We start from the raw sequence: 15609 nt of genomic DNA, 5'->3' as shown, positions 1-15609 counted from the left end.
CCTTCGGAGATTAGGCCGAAGGGTAACAAAGTTGCAATAAAAACCAAATTATTTATCCAAAAGGAAGTCAACTTTATTTGCTGTATCTGAATTAGTTCCAATAAACACTTCAAATTGGCCAGCTTCAGCATCGTAGTTCAAGTCTGAATTATAGAATTTTAAATCTTCAATTGTGATTTGGAAAGTCACTGTTTGCTTTTCTCCTTTTTTCAAGGATATTTTTTGGAAACCTTTTAATTCTTTCACAGGTCGCGTTACCGATCCCACAACATCTCTAATATACAATTGAACAATTTCTTTACCATCGTAATTTCCTGTATTGCTAACTTCTACGCTTGCTTTGATAGTTTGGTTAGCCGTCATTTTAGTATTTGACAATTTCAAATTAGCATATTTAAAAGAGGTATAACTCAATCCAAAACCGAACGGGAATAAAGGTTCGTTTCTCTCATCGATGTAGTTTGATTTGAATTTTTCAAACTTCCCTTCTGAGTTTCCTAATGGTCTACCAGTATTTTTTTGATTGTAATAAATAGGCACTTGCCCTACACTTCTAGGAAAAGTTGTCGTCAATTTTCCTGACGGATTCACATCTCCAAACAATACATCAGCAATTGCCGTTCCTGCTTCACTACCTGCAAACCAAACGTCTAATATTGCAGGTACATTCTCTTTTTCATAGTTTAAAACTAATGGTCGTCCGTTAAAAAGAACTAACACAACTGGCTTTCCTGTTTTAAGCAGCGCCGCTAATAAATCTTGCTGTGCTTGCGGAATTTCTAAGTTGGTTCTACTGCTACTTTCTCCACTCAACTCAGCCGATTCACCAAGAGCAGCAACGATTACGTCTGCTTTTTCAGCTGTTTTTAAAGCCTCGGCTAATAATTCTTCCTTAGTTCTGTCGTCTCTATGTAGCGTTTTACCAAACATCGTTGCTTTTTCCTCAAAGGCAGCATCATAGTCTAAATTACTTCCTTTAGCATATAAAATAGTAGCTGCATTTTTTGCGACTTCTTTAATACCAGCTAACAAAGAAATTGATTTCTCCATGTCTGTTGCTACACTCCAAGTTCCTGCCATATTTTCTTTGGCATCAGCCAAGGGTCCGATAACAGCGATAGTTGCAGTCTTTTTTAAAGGCAATAGTTGGTTTTCGTTTTTCAATAACACTAATGATTGTGCCGCTATGTTTCTAGCTTCAGTACGATTTGATTTTGTGAATATTTCGTTTTGAGCACGACTCACATCACAATATTTATAAGGATCTTCAAATAACCCTAAGTCATATTTAGCGTTCAAAATAAGGCGAACTGCATTATCAATTTGCTCTGTAGTCACTTTTTTCTCCTCTAATGATTTTTTCAAAGTAGTAAGAAAACCTTCCCCTACCATGTCCATTTCGATTCCTGCATTCAATGCCAGAGCTGATACCGTTTGTAAATCACCCATTCCGTGTGCGATCATTTCAGGAATTCCTGTATAATCAGTCACCACAAAACCTTTAAAACCCCATTGATTTCTAAGTACATCAGTCATCAACCATTTGTTTCCTGTAGCTGGAATCCCGTCTACTTCATTAAACGAAGCCATTACAGATCCTGCACCAGCATCAATTGCCGCTTTGTAAGGAGGGAAATAGTCATTATACATTTTGATTCTACTCATATCAACAGTATTGTAATCACGTCCCGCTTCAGGAGCGCCATACAATGCAAAATGCTTTACACATGATAAAATAGAGTTATTTTTAGAAAGGTTGTCTTGCTGGTACCCATTCACCATTGCTTTTGCAATTTGGCTACCCAAATAAGCATCTTCACCTGAACCTTCCGAAACTCTTCCCCAACGAGGATCGCGAGAGATATCTACCATAGGTGAAAATGTCCAGTTAATTCCGTCAGCACTTGCTTCCTGAGCGGCAATTTGAGCTGTTCTTTCGATTAAAGGCATGTCCCAACTACATGACAATCCTAGCGGAATAGGAAAAGTAGTCTCATAACCGTGAATCACATCCATCCCAAAAAGTAACGGAATTTTTAAACGGCTTTTTTCTACTGCGATCTTTTGAACTTCCTTGATTTTTTGAACAGATTTGATATTAAAAAGTCCGCCTACTTTACCTTCTTCAATTTTTTTAGCTACATCTGAGCTTTCGCTTCCAGCACCAGTAGTAATATCTCCTGAGGTAGGTAAATTCAACTGACCTATCTTTTCATCAATAGTCATTTTAGCCATTAAATCAGCTACAAATTCTGCCTTAGGTTTTATCTTAACTGTTTTTTTCGAACTCTTTTTTTGGCTGTAGCCAAATGCCGAAAAGCACAGCAAAGCCACAATTAATTTACTATTCATTTTATTTATCTTTAGTTTGTTTGAACATCCACTCATAAATCTCCTTATTGTCATACACGCGACTCCAACTGTCATGATTTGCATCATCAAAGATGGTCAAGGCTACATTCCCATTCGAAGCTTTTAATCTTTTATATATCATTACAGAATAATTCATATCGACTACATCGTCTAACAGTCCATGGAAAATTTTGATTGGCGTCGATGCTAATTTTTTATTTTCTAATAAAACTACTCGATCTACTGCTCCGGCAATAGTTACTAAGGCAGCGAATTTTTCAGGGTGGGCTGTAGCCAAATTCCAAGCTCCCCAAGCACCCATGCTTAAACCTGTTAAATAAATTCGGCTAGCATCGATGTTATGCTCTTTCTGAATTTTTAATACTAACTCATAAAGCGCATCGGTATCCCAATATTCATTATCTGCACACTGTGGCGCCAGAATATATGCATCTAATACATTAGTCTTTAAATATTTAAAAGGACCATGTACCTTTACTTTTTCGATATCCGTTCCTCGCTCTCCTGCTCCATGTAAAAAGACGATCAGCGGTTTTTTATCTTTGTCGTTTTCAGGAATGTGTAATGCATACTGAATGCTTTTTTTCTTCACTACTTCTGTTTTTACCGTTCCAGCGATGTCTTTTTGAGCAAAACTGAAATTCGAAAACACTAACGCAATTGCGATTAATTTAAGCTGTCTCATAATTTAGAGATTATACTTGCTAGAATGAAAACCTAATGCTGTTAAAGCAGGTTTAACTTCGGGAGCGTTCATAAATAATTTCCATAATAATCCCGAGCGATAATTTTCGATCATAGGAGCTATTGTTCCTTGGTCTATCGCCAAATATCTTTTGGTAACCCAACTATAATGTGGCGAAAAAGCATCGTAAGGACCTGCTTTTCCTACGTATTGATTTCGCTTTTCACCATAGATGTAATGTAAAAACTTCAATGATTCTTCAGGCGTGTATGGAAATGAAGATAACGCCGCTGTAGGAGTAATTACTCCAAAATCACTGTCAGTATCGTGAGCAGCATAGCCTGTTGAACCATCTGCATTGCGGGTATAACTAGCAGTTAATCCCCAAACTGTGTCAGAATAACCGTTCCACTTTTTAGGGTTTTCTACAGAATACTTATGCATAATTTTAGCATGATTTTTTGTTAGATCACCATAGTTTGCATACTGATCAACCAACTGTGATGGGTCTAATCCCAAGTAAGAATACTGAGCCCAAAACAACGGACCAACATCGCCACTAACGGTGTTGTATTTAAATAATAAAGGAATATCTAATTGCGTTTTTGTTGATTTGATCGCTCCACTTCTAGCCCACCCTTCATGATAAGCTGCCGCAGGAATTGGATGCGTGGTTGATGCCGCACCAAGGATGTATGCAATTAAACATTCATTATATCCTTCTAGTCTGAATTTCATTTCCCACTCATACGTTGGAGACCAATGCCAATACATGGCGTTTTCTCCATTAGTGTACCAGCTCCATTCTACGGCTTTCCACAATTCATCAGCTAGTCTTGCGAGACTTTGCTCTGCTTCATTTCCGTCTTTGAAATACTCTCTAACAGTTATTAGACCTTGACTTAAAAATGCGGTTTCGACAATATCTCCACCATCATCTTTGCCTCCAAAAGAGATTGCTTTACCAGTTGCTCCATCCATCCAATGTGCCCAAGCACCGTGAAAACGATCAGCTTTTTTGAGAAATTGCATCGCAGTAGTCATGCGGCTCACAGCTTCTGCTCTTGGAATAAAACCTCTTTCGACTCCAACAATTAAAGTCATCAATCCAAAACCTGATCCTCCTGTTGTCACCTTATTTTTTTCGAAATCAGGATCGTCAACTAGATAACGTTCTCTTGCTAATTTTGAATTTGATTCAGCATAGTCCCAAAAATATTTTAAAGCATCTTTTTGAACTTGGTCTAGTGCTTCTTGATCTGTAAGTGGTGGTATATTAGTGTTGACACTGGGATCAGAAGAACTTGCGTTGTCCCCATTTGAAGCACTTGAGCAAGAACTTATAAGGCTAAAAAGCAATATGAATGCAGCTATTTTCATTTTTTAGAAAGCTTTAAATTTTAAATAATACTTTTACTAATACAGCAGTAAACTGCTCCATAACCTCAAGCGATTGAAGTCATGGAAAACAATTTTAAATACTTTAAATGATGGTTTGTTTAGTAAGAAGTTTTGGTTACAGTCACTGTTACTGCTGTGACTGTAAATAAATCAGATCAAAATCTAAAATAGATTAGTATCCAGGATTTTGCGTTGAAAGTCCGCCTGCTTCATCAATAAATGCTTGAGGAAGTGGGAAAACTTCGTGCTTACCCGTTGCAAAATTTTTACCGTGGATAGTAAAAGCTGCGGCTGCTTGACCTGTTCTTACTAAGTCAAAAAAGCGGTCGTGCTCAAATGCCATTTCGACTCTTCTTTCTTTCCAAATTGCTGTTCTCAAATCAGATTGAGAAACCGCCGTTGAATTTGCTAATCCAGCTCTATTTCTAATTTGGTTTAACACTACAATAGCATCTGCTGTTTGTCCTAATTCGTTTAATGCTTCCGCTTTCATTAAGATAACTTCGGCAAAACGTAAATATTTTATATTAGTGTCTGTTTCCCAAGCATCAGTGAACGAAGAGGAATACGCTTTATAATTGTACATTGGATTTTCTACAGTAGTAGGCACCACTCGACCATCGTATAAAGTTGTTCCTGCAAAAATAATGGTAGCATTTTTTCGTACATCATTTGCTTCGTAAGCGTTTAATAAACTTTGAGATGGTGTGTTAAAACCCCATCCCCATCCTCCAGCACCACGAGCACCTTGAATGTTAGAATATCCTGCAATTCCTTTTATTGGCACAGTACCTGTTCCTTGAATTTCAAAAATAGACTCAGCATCATTCTCTCCTGCAAGTCTAAACATAGAAGCATAATTTGCAACTAGTGAATATCCTGTTACTAGATTACAGTTATCCACAACTTTTTGCCAGTTCTTTTGGTATAAATTAATCTTAGCTAATAGTGCATAAGCTGCTCCTTGAGACACTCTCCCTTTTTCTGAAACAGAATAAGCTGATTTTAATGGTAAAATTGCCGCAGCTTCTGTTAAGTCTTTTTCGATAAAAGCATACACTTCAGCTGGTGTTTTACGTGTTAATTGCATTAGACGGTCTTCTTCAGATGCAGGATTAGGAACGTGATCAATTACTGGCACACCTCCGTACGCTTTCACCAATGTGAAATACATAAAAGCTCTTAAAAACTTAGCTTCACCCACTAATCGTTCACGGATATTAGCATCGGCTTTGTCTAATGTTGGGATTATCGAGATCGCTCGGTTCGCTCTATTGATACCTTCATAATTAGCTCTGAAGATTTCTGAAGTTGAGGGTGAAGAAGGATTGTAAGTCAGTGCATCCATTAGATCTTTATCAGAACCTGTGTCTCCAGGTGATGATCCTTTATCAGCATCATCAGAAGCAATGCTAGTCATCCCTACCCATGAAAACGAACTCATACTGAAATCTAGAAATTTATTATAAACTGCTGTTGTAAATGTTGCAGCACCTTCATTACTATTAAATAATTCGATGTCTTCAGTTAAGATTGATTCTGTTTCATTAACATCTAGGTAATCATCTGAACATCCTGAAAGAAAAATTGAGGATAGTACAAACATTGAAATATATACTTTTTTCATGATCTTAAAATTTTAAATTAGCACCAATTACAACTGATCTCAACGTAGGATAAGCATCTAACTCGATTCCTTGAGTTCCGTACGGATCTCCGTTACCGTTTAACTCTGGAGAAAAACCGGAGAATTTTTGAGTAATAAATGGATTAATTGCATTTACATAAAGACGACAGTAGTTAATAAAACCTTCTCTTAAAGGCAATTTGTACCCTAAACTAATGTTGTTTATTCTGAAGAAATCTCCTGACTCCAAGTAATAAGTTGAAGCGACTGGAACCGAATTGAATGGTGCTGGATTTATAGCACTTGTATTGCTTGTTGTCCAGAAATTTTCAGCTAGTGAAGCTTCTACATTCTCACCCGTAAAACGTTGTGCTTTTTTCCCATTGTATACTTTTGATCCGCCCGTACCGTAACCATCTACAGATAAATCAAAGTTTTTATAGTTTACTCCTACTGTTACACCATAATTTGATGTAGGTAAAATAGAACCTGAATAATCTCTATCACTTTCAGCTAATTTATCTTGAGTTACCTTTTCACCATCAGCAGTATAGTAGAGCATTTTCCCGTTTTCTGGATTTACACCTGCGTAATCGTATAAATAGAAACTTCCTAATGCTTGACCAACTGAGCTGTTATCTAATAATTTGGTCCATTGTCCGTTTCCTAAACCTCCACCTTTAATTGGCGAAATATTAGCGTTTTGTAAACTTGATAATTTATTAGTATTGTTAGAGTAATTTCCGCCCAGCCAATAGGATAAGTTGTCATTAATTTTATCATCCCATCTTAATGAGATTTCATATCCTTTATTGTTTACTTCGCCTACGTGAGCTGGTGATGACGCATTAATACCTGAAGTAATGTAAGGAACTGTAAACAAGATTACATTTTTTGTGGTTTTATCATACAAATCAAATGATCCCTTTAAACGGCTGTCTAATAACTCAAAATCAACACCTGCTGAAGTCTCCTCAGTAACCTCCCATGATAAACTTGGATCAATTTGAGAGTTGATTGTTGTTCCTTCATTTAAGATTGAACCTCCAGTATAATATGATAATCCAGATGAGTACGATTGATTGTTAAGCGGTACATTTTGATTTCCTAATTTACCCCATCCACCTCTAATTTTTAATAAGTCGATTCCTTTCACATTTGCCATAAAATTTTCGTTAGACACAATCCATCCAATTCCGAATGCTGGGAAAGTTCCCCAACGATAGTCTTTACCAAAATTTGATGAACCATCACGTCTTACGGTACCTGTCAATAAATAACGGTCTAATAACTTGTATTGAAAACGTCCAAAATAAGAAGCCAATTTAGTTTCGTTGAAAACTTCGTCTTTGTAATTAGTTACTGTTCCCACATAATTCACATCCTTTAAAGACCAGTAATTGCTATTTGGGTTCACATCTTTTCTAGTTACAGTAAGTGCCTCTCTCGCTCCTTGAATTGAAGTTTCAATACCTGCAGTTACTTCAATATCATGAATGTCGCCAAAAATTTCATTATAAGTAACATAGTTAGTTAAGTTCCAATTAAAATACTGATTTCTACCTTTTGTTAATTGGTTTATATTTTTATCATCTGGATAAACGATCGAACTCAAATTAGCTGGATTGTTGTTTACTTGCCAGATCGCTTGTGTATCCTTAAAATTGTAATTTTTCCAAGTATAATATTCCCCATTAAACTGTGAAGTAAATTTTAAAGATTTTAAAATATCGTAATCCAATTTTATTCCCCCTTGTAAGGTTACGCTACGTTGCTCTTCGTTATTAAAATCTAATTGAGAAACAGGGTTTCCAACATTATTAAAAGATGATCCTGAAGTTCCCGAAGTTCCGTCAGTGCCTACATATGATATACCATAAGACCCATTTGAGAAACGAACAGGTACAATAGGTGATTGTTTGTAAGCTGATGTAAAAGCGCTAAAAGGCTGTGGAGTAGAATTAGCTGATGTAAAACTTAAGTTTTGAGTAATTTTTAATTTATCAGAAATTTTATATTCATTATTATTTCTAAAAGTAAAACGGCTATAATCTAAACCGTTTAAAACTGCTTTTTCTTCGTAGTTCCCTGCACTAAAAAAGTATTTCACATTCTCACTTGATCCAGAAATCGAAACGTTATTTTGTGTATAATTTCCAGTTCTTGTGATAGCATCTAACCAGTTTGTGTTTATTGGTTGATTAGTTGAAAAAGTGTTTGTTCCTAGAGCGGCATTAGTATAAGTTGCATAAGCATTACTATCTGCCATTCTTACTTTTTTAAGTGGTTTTCTAAATCCAGTAAAACTTTCTACCTCTACAGTTACTTTGTCTCCTTTACCTTGTTTAGTTGTAATAATAATTACACCATTTGCAGCTCTCGTACCATAAATAGCAAGTGAAGAAGCATCTTTTAAAATTTCATAAGATGTAATATCATTTGTGTTGATATTATTAATGTTGGTCGTAGGCATACCGTCAACTACATACAATGGAGTTCTCCCTCCTGTAGCCGTTCCTAAACCTCTAATAACAACAGATGGCGAACTTCCCGGTGCATCAGATGAGATTACCTGCACCCCAGCTGCCTTACCTTGAATTGCTTGCGAAGCATTTAAAACTTTGGTCTTAGAAACTTCTTCTGCTTTTAAAGAAGTAATAGCTGTAGTATTATCTATTTTTTTACGACTACCGTAACCGATTACTACAACTTCATCTAAAGTCATTTCTTGAGACTCTTTTAATGTAATTGTCATAAATGATGTACTTGCTTTGATTGATAAAGTCTCAAAGCCTATCATGCTTATTTTTAATGTTTCACCATTAGTTGCATTTATCGAAAAATTACCGTCAAAATCGGTATCAGTATTAGCATTAGATGTTGTTCCTAAGACGATAGCGCCTGGTACCCCAATTCCATCTTTATCCAATACTTTACCTTTGATCACTTGTCCTGACATATATGCCGGAAGTAATATGAGTGCTAAAAAGCTTAAAATAAAATTTCTCATGAATTAATAATTTGTTAAAGTTAGTGCAGCCAAATTAGATAATTACATCGTTATAGTAAGCATAAACACACTACTACATTACTACATCAAAACAGTAATTTTAATAATTAAAATATTGTAAATCAATTAACTATGAATGCCAATTTTACAAATTATAAACATCCATGATGTAGTGGTGATGTGTGGGAATAACTTAAAAAAATACGTTAAAAAATAAAGTATCTATAATTATAACTATTTATTTATAATGATAATAGAAACTGAGACAGGTTTTCTTCAGTTTCTAATTGTAATTTCTTACGCAATCTGTAGCGATGTAATTCTACCCCTCTGAATGAAATATTCATCATAGGAGCAATTTCCTTAGATGATAAATTCATCTTAAGATAGATACATAATTTGATGTCTTTTGAAGTAAGATTTGGAAACTTTTTAGAAAGTGTAGTAATGAACTCGTTGTGAATTTGGTTCAAATTTGTTTCGAATGATTCCCACTCATGTTTATTAACGGCATTAATTTTAATCGCTTTTTTAACTTCTGATTTTAATTTATTAATGTCTGTTTCTTTTTCAAGTATGCCTTGCACCTTTTCGATCATTTCACTTTGCTTTGCAATAGAAAGGGATTTTCCTGCAACTTGTGAAGATTTTGACAGCAGCTCTAATTCTAAGATATGCTTTTCATATTGTTGTGTATTGAGATCATTTTGTGCTTTTAGTTCTAACTCTAAGATTTTCTTTTGGTGTTTTAAATCTTCTTCTTTTAATGCTAACTTTTGAATGTAGCGCATTTTATTCCATTTGTAATAAATGTATAATATCACACCTATTAATATGGTGTAGACTAAAATCATCCAAATTGAGAAATACCACGGAGTTGCTACTGAAAAAGTAAAACTTTTGACTTTATTGTATTTAAGTCCGTCATGATTGTAAATTGTAAAAACTACCGACCCACTTTTTAAATTGTTTAAGGTTACCTTACCATCATTAATGGGAATGGGATTTTTAGAATCTTCGAGTTTATAAAATAGATTTGGTTTAGACGATCCGTAAAATCCAGAAATTAAGTGAATATTAACTTCTGTATTGTAATTAACCGTATCATCAACATCGAGTAATTCATCATTGGCAAAAGCCTCCACCTTTAAATTTGGAATCGCTATATTGCTATTATTCAATTTTAATGAGATGAAGCCGTCATCTAGATTTAATAGATAGTTATCACCGTTTTTAAATATGTTCAAATTATCATTGATAATCTTACCTTTATAATATTTATCTTGGATTAAGCTACGCACGAAAGTGGTATCAGCACTAGCATAAACTTGGTATAAGAGTCCACCTTGCAAAATCACAAAATGATTTTCATCAATTTTCACAACGTCAGAAACTTGAGAAAAATTAGTATTGAATAGCTCGTTCTTCACTAGCTTTTTTGCAACAGCATTGTAAGTGTACCATTGGTGATTGATGAGAAATAAAATTTCGTTTCGAAACTCAAAAATCTTTACAGCAAAATCATTTTTAATACCGTTTTTCTGAGTGATGTTTTCAATTTTGGTTTGGTATTGCTCGTTATATATAATGCGGTACAATCCTCTGTAATTATCTGCTGCCCAAATCTCGTTTCGTTTATTTTGTGCTACGTATTTTATGGGTTTCAAAAAGCCTTTTAATAGAACCGCCTCTGCTGAGTTGGCTATATCTTTATAAACATACACCCCACTATAGGTTCCTTGTAAATACGAGTTATCAACATTGCTTTTAACTAATGTCCAGCCGCCATTAATACTATTGTATTTAGAGTATGCACCTTCTTTATACAAAAAGGTTCCTTCATCCTGCCCTATCAAGTAGTTATCACCAACCTTGTTAATACTCCATGCCTGCCCTTGAGAATTTGGCACTAATGAAAAGTCTTTGTTTTCGTATTTATAAACACCATGATTTGAAGCCAAAAGATAGCCGAGATCTGTTTTCACGACCGAATATACAGATCCTAAAGTTCCAGAATTATCATAGAAAATAAGATTAGGAGAATTTACTTCGATGTATGCGATACCGTTATCTAGTCCTAACCATAAATTATTCTCTTTATCTTCAGTAATCGTTAAAATACTGTTGTTCATTAAGACATTATCTCGATTTATATTCATCGAAGAATTAGTCTTAAAATCAAATAGGAAGAGCCCTTTATTTGCAGTTCCTATAACAAGTCTATTGTTTTTAAGAAATTTGGCTGCGTTGATATTGGCTCTTTTTAAAACTTCATTCAATGGGTTTTGCCATGTAGACAATGAACCATTTTTACTAATATAAACTCCATTTTTCTTAGTGAAGAAATAGGTATTACCATTATATTTTTCGATGGCATGAACCACATTGTTTTTCAAAACGTTCCAAGCTTTTATTTCGACCAACTTATCACCTCGCAATTTTTGAACACCATCACTAACGGTAGCGACCAATAGCTCTTTATCAACATCGAAAAAATAGGAGATTAAAGGTGCCAATTTAATTTTTTTGACTTTTTTTCTATCGAAAATAAATACTTCGTTGAATGACTGAAAATAGATGTTATCATTAAATTTGAAAATTTTCCAAATCTCTCCATTATCACTATCATTAAAAATATTTTTACCTTCAGAAATAGAGGTATAAATCATCTTACCTTTTTCTCTTTTCCAGTAACCAAATTCCTTATAAGAACCAGAGTAAATTTTATCTCCTTCTACAAATACCGAACGGATGATAGTTTTATTTGGAAGTGTATTTTTCTCCCATTTGATTCCGTCATATCTTAGCAAATAGTGGTTGTTTGCAAAATACAATGCTTTGTCATTTCCCTGAGCGATATTCCAAATTTGGTTGTCACCCTTATAATCAGATTTACTGTAATTTTCTACAAAAGGCAATAACTCTTGACTATAATTTGGAAACGTATTTAAGAAAAGAAGAAATGTTGTAAGTATGATTTTTTTCAAGACGAGAAATTTTATCAGAAGTGTAATTGTTCTCAAATATAATTACATTTATTTAGAAAACAGCACAAAAAAAGCCTCTCTTGAGAGAAGCTTGTGATTATTTAAATGCTACATATCTATACTGCTAACAGCTCATAAACCTGCTTGGCAATTTCCATTTCTTCGTTTGTAGGAATCACTAGTAGTTTCACTTTTGAAGTTAAAGTATTGATCTCACGCATTTCTTTAGAGCGCGTCTCATTTAATGCATCGTTGATTTCGATTCCAAAATAGTCCATATCTGTACACACCAATTTTCTAATGTTTGAGGAATTCTCACCAATTCCTGCCGTAAATATAATAGCATCAATACCATTTAAAACTGCAGCGTACGAACCGATGTATTTCTTGATACGGTAGGCATTCATGGCCAATGCCAGTAGGCACTCCTCGTTTCCTTTTTCAGCTTCTGATTCAATTTCTCGTAGGTCACTAAAACCTGTTAAACCTAGCATACCACTTTTCTTTAGCAAGATATCATTAACTGCTGTACTACTATATCCTAACGTGTTAATCAAGTAAAATATTAAAGAGTGGTCGATATCGCCGCTTCTTGTTCCCATGATCAATCCATTAGAGGGAGAAAATCCCATGGAATGATCTACAGCTTTGCCGTCTTTAATAGCGGTAATACTGCAACCATTGCCTAAGTGAATGCTAATTAATTTACTACTCTTAGCTAAATAAGCAATCGCCTTTTCAGAAACATATTTATTACTAGTTCCATGAAAACCATATTGACGTATTTTATCTTTATCATAAAATTCATTCGGAATTGCATATTTATGCGCAACTTCTGGAATTGATTGATAAAAAGCGGTGTCAAATACAGCTACCTGTTTTGCTGTTGCAAAAATTTCTTCAGCTACATTGATTCCCACCAAATGAGCAGGATTGTGTAGCGGCACTAAAACAGCTAAGGCCTCGATTTTATCCTTTACATCTTGATCGATAATTGTAGTTCCTGAAAAGAAGGTACCACCATGCACTACACGGTGACCTACTGCCACGATCTCGTCAGTAGATTTTATAATACCTACATTCTCATTCATTAGCAAATTGGCAATCTTAAGTAAACCCGACTTGTGATCTGGAATAAGCAAACGCTCTTCTAACTTAGTTTTGTCTGTGGTATAGGTAAAATTAGAACTTTCTAAACCTATTCTATCAATCATACCAGTGCAAATCACTTCTTGCTCTGGCATCGTAATTACTTGATATTTTATCGAAGAACTACCTGAATTTATAATGAGTATTTTCATTGAACTTATTTTTTTCTCTCCCCACCCCTCTCCAAAGATTAAGGTGAGTGGATTGAATTATTCTGTATATATTTTTTTTAAACTTTAAACCATAAACTTTAAACTTCCTTTTATAACCCTTGCGCTTGAATAGCTGTAATTACTACTGTGTTAATAATATCATCAACTGTACAACCGCGACTTAAGTCATTAACGGGCTTGTTTAAACCTTGAAGCATTGGGCCTATTGCTAGTGCGCCGGTTTCTCTTTGCACTGCTTTGTACGTATTGTTCCCTGTGTTCAAATCAGGAAATATCAATACACTTGCTTGACCAGCAACTTCAGAATTTGGCATTTTACTCAACCCTATGATTTTATCGACAGCCGCATCATATTGAATAGGTCCCTCAATTTTAAGATCGGGGCGTTTTTCTCTAACGATTTGGGTTGCTTTGCGAACTTTGTCTACTTCGTCTCCTTTTCCAGATGCTCCAGAAGAGTACGATAGCATGGCTACTTTAGGTTCGATACCAAAAGCCATACTAGAATCGGCAGAGGAGATGGCTATTTCCGCTAATTGTTCTGCAGTGGGATTAGGATTGATAGCACAATCACCAAAGACAGAAACGCGATCTTCTAAACACATGAAAAATACTGATGACACTACGCTTGAATTCGGTTTAGTTTTAATGAACTGTAAAGCCGGTAAAATTGTGTGTTGTGTGGTATGCGCAGCACCAGAAACCATACCGTCTGCATCACCTTTATAAACCATCATAGTTCCAAAATAAGACACATCCTCCATTAAATCTCTAGCCATGGCAATAGTTACGTTTTTATTCTTACGCAATTCATAATAGGTTGCTGCGTAATCATCGTACTTACTTGATTCTGTAGGATTAATGATGTCTACTTTACTAAAATCTAATGTAATTGCAAGTTCGATTAATTTACTTTCTATTTGCTTCTTATTCCCTATGATAGAAATATCCACCACATCCATGGCCATTAAACGAGAAGCAGCAATCAATATTCGGTCGTCATTTCCTTCGGGTAGAACAATGTGCTTACGGTGCTTTTTAGCCCTTTTAACTAAGTTGTATTGAAACATTTTAGGTGTCATGCCTTCTGCTTCAAAAGCACTTAATTTGGTGTCTAGCTTTTCAGTATTGATGTATTTATCGAATGTGTTAATCGAGGTTTCGATCTTCATCGTATTATCCGCATAAATTTGGGATTTAATGTTCCCTATTTTATTTGTGATTCCGTAAGTACCTCCTTCTACAGCAAGAATAGGAACGATAGTAGTTAAACCTTCGATCAACTTAATAATACTCGGTTCAGGAACAATATTTCCAGTTAGAATAATTCCAGAAATTGTAGGGTAATTAGCCGATTCATTCGCTTGTAAAGCACCTAAAATTATATCAGCTCTATCTCCTGGAGTAATTACTAGCGCATGCTCTTTTAAGTGCAGCAAGTAATTATGCAGTTGCATTGCTCCTACACTGTAATTTCCTATCTCATTATTCAAAAATTCCTTACCAAATAAAACGGTAGCGCCTAGCGCATCAACCATTTCTTTAACAGTAGGATTGTTCAAGCTAGATATAATAGGAATTGCGTTTACTAAGACTGTTGCAGGCAAGCTTGCCGCTAGCGTTTCGGTGACGAGTACTATATTTTCCTCAAGCACCTTGTTTGCAACCACGGCTAATACTTCAACTTCACGTACCTTAAACGAGTCGTATGCTAAGTACAAACTATCTGTAAGTTCTTCTATTGTTTTATCTATTCCCGAACCCACAATTATGGTAGGTATTCCTAAGTTTTTAGCGATGAGCACATTCATATCAAATTCGATAACTGTGCCTTCTCCGCTAAAACTTGTTCCTTCGACAAGAACAAAGTCAAACTGCTCTTCTAAGCGCTTGTACTTTTCGATAATAAGATCTAAGACCTCTCCTATTTTACCTTTATTTTTTTTCTTTATCAGTTTACTTTTTGTGATTGCATAGGCATCTTCAAAAGCAATATCCAACTCAAAATGAGAGATAACGGTTTCGATATGATTGTCTACCTTACCATCTTCAAAATCTTCGATAATAGGTCTAAAGTAACCTACTTTAGCTGTCTTACCAATCAACATATTCATCAAGCCAAGCGTGATAATTGATTTACCACTGTTGTGTTCAGATGTGGCTATATATATGGCTTTATTCATCCTCTATATTTTTACTATTGT

General features: G+C 35.0%; 8 protein-coding genes. All 8 read right to left on the bottom strand.

Features of this window, described 5'->3' with window-relative positions:
- Positions 1 to 48 precede the first annotated feature (48 nt).
- The 8 genes from bglX to pta all read right to left on the bottom strand — a co-directional run bounded on the left by bglX (position 49) and on the right by pta (position 15588).
- Positions 49 to 2352 (bottom strand): beta-glucosidase BglX, encoded by a 2304-nt coding sequence (gene bglX, locus HNQ00_RS07990; RefSeq protein WP_173837806.1) that lies wholly within the window; start codon positions 2350 to 2352, stop codon positions 49 to 51.
- 1 nt (position 2353) lies between these two features.
- Positions 2354 to 3058, bottom strand: coding sequence for a carboxylesterase family protein (locus HNQ00_RS07985; protein ID WP_173837805.1), 705 nt, complete (start codon positions 3056 to 3058; stop codon positions 2354 to 2356).
- Positions 3059 to 3061: 3 nt separating this feature from the next.
- The gene (locus HNQ00_RS07980; protein WP_173837804.1) at positions 3062 to 4438 is read right to left on the bottom strand and encodes a glucoamylase family protein; all 1377 of its coding nucleotides are present in this window, start codon (positions 4436 to 4438) and stop codon (positions 3062 to 3064) included.
- A 193-nt stretch (positions 4439 to 4631) separates the two neighbouring features.
- A complete protein-coding gene (locus HNQ00_RS07975; RefSeq protein WP_173837803.1) occupies positions 4632 to 6086 on the bottom strand; it encodes a RagB/SusD family nutrient uptake outer membrane protein in 1455 nt (484 codons plus the stop codon).
- A 4-nt stretch (positions 6087 to 6090) separates the two neighbouring features.
- Complete coding sequence (locus HNQ00_RS07970; RefSeq protein WP_173837802.1) at positions 6091 to 9096, bottom strand: SusC/RagA family TonB-linked outer membrane protein; 3006 nt, start codon at positions 9094 to 9096, stop codon at positions 6091 to 6093.
- Positions 9097 to 9338: 242 nt separating this feature from the next.
- Positions 9339 to 12083 (bottom strand): helix-turn-helix and ligand-binding sensor domain-containing protein, encoded by a 2745-nt coding sequence (locus HNQ00_RS07965; protein ID WP_173837801.1) that lies wholly within the window; start codon positions 12081 to 12083, stop codon positions 9339 to 9341.
- 116 nt (positions 12084 to 12199) lie between these two features.
- Entirely contained in the window at positions 12200 to 13384 is a 1185-nt protein-coding gene (locus tag HNQ00_RS07960) for an acetate/propionate family kinase (protein ID WP_173837800.1), read from the bottom strand.
- 110 nt (positions 13385 to 13494) lie between these two features.
- Complete coding sequence (gene pta / locus HNQ00_RS07955; protein ID WP_173837799.1) at positions 13495 to 15588, bottom strand: phosphate acetyltransferase; 2094 nt, start codon at positions 15586 to 15588, stop codon at positions 13495 to 13497.
- Positions 15589 to 15609: the final 21 nt, after the last annotated feature.

It is taken from the genome of Flavobacterium aeripolare, assembly GCF_013294025.1.
In the GTDB taxonomy this organism is placed as follows: domain Bacteria; phylum Bacteroidota; class Bacteroidia; order Flavobacteriales; family Flavobacteriaceae; genus Flavobacterium.
The sequence above is the reverse complement of the archived record's forward strand: the minus strand, read 5'-3'. Positions and strand labels throughout refer to the sequence as shown.

Bases quoted from the DNA above. Each gene is read 5' to 3' on its own strand.
- bglX (WP_173837806.1), bottom strand. From the start codon at position 2,352: ATGAATAGTAAATTAATTGTGGCTTTGCTGTGCTTTTCGGCATTTGGC.
- HNQ00_RS07985 (WP_173837805.1), bottom strand. From the start codon at position 3,058: ATGAGACAGCTTAAATTAATCGCAATTGCGTTAGTGTTTTCGAATTTC.
- HNQ00_RS07980 (WP_173837804.1), bottom strand. From the start codon at position 4,438: ATGAAAATAGCTGCATTCATATTGCTTTTTAGCCTTATAAGTTCTTGC.
- HNQ00_RS07975 (WP_173837803.1), bottom strand. From the start codon at position 6,086: ATGAAAAAAGTATATATTTCAATGTTTGTACTATCCTCAATTTTTCTT.
- HNQ00_RS07970 (WP_173837802.1), bottom strand. From the start codon at position 9,096: ATGAGAAATTTTATTTTAAGCTTTTTAGCACTCATATTACTTCCGGCA.
- HNQ00_RS07960 (WP_173837800.1), bottom strand. From the start codon at position 13,384: ATGAAAATACTCATTATAAATTCAGGTAGTTCTTCGATAAAATATCAA.
- pta (WP_173837799.1), bottom strand. From the start codon at position 15,588: ATGAATAAAGCCATATATATAGCCACATCTGAACACAACAGTGGTAAA.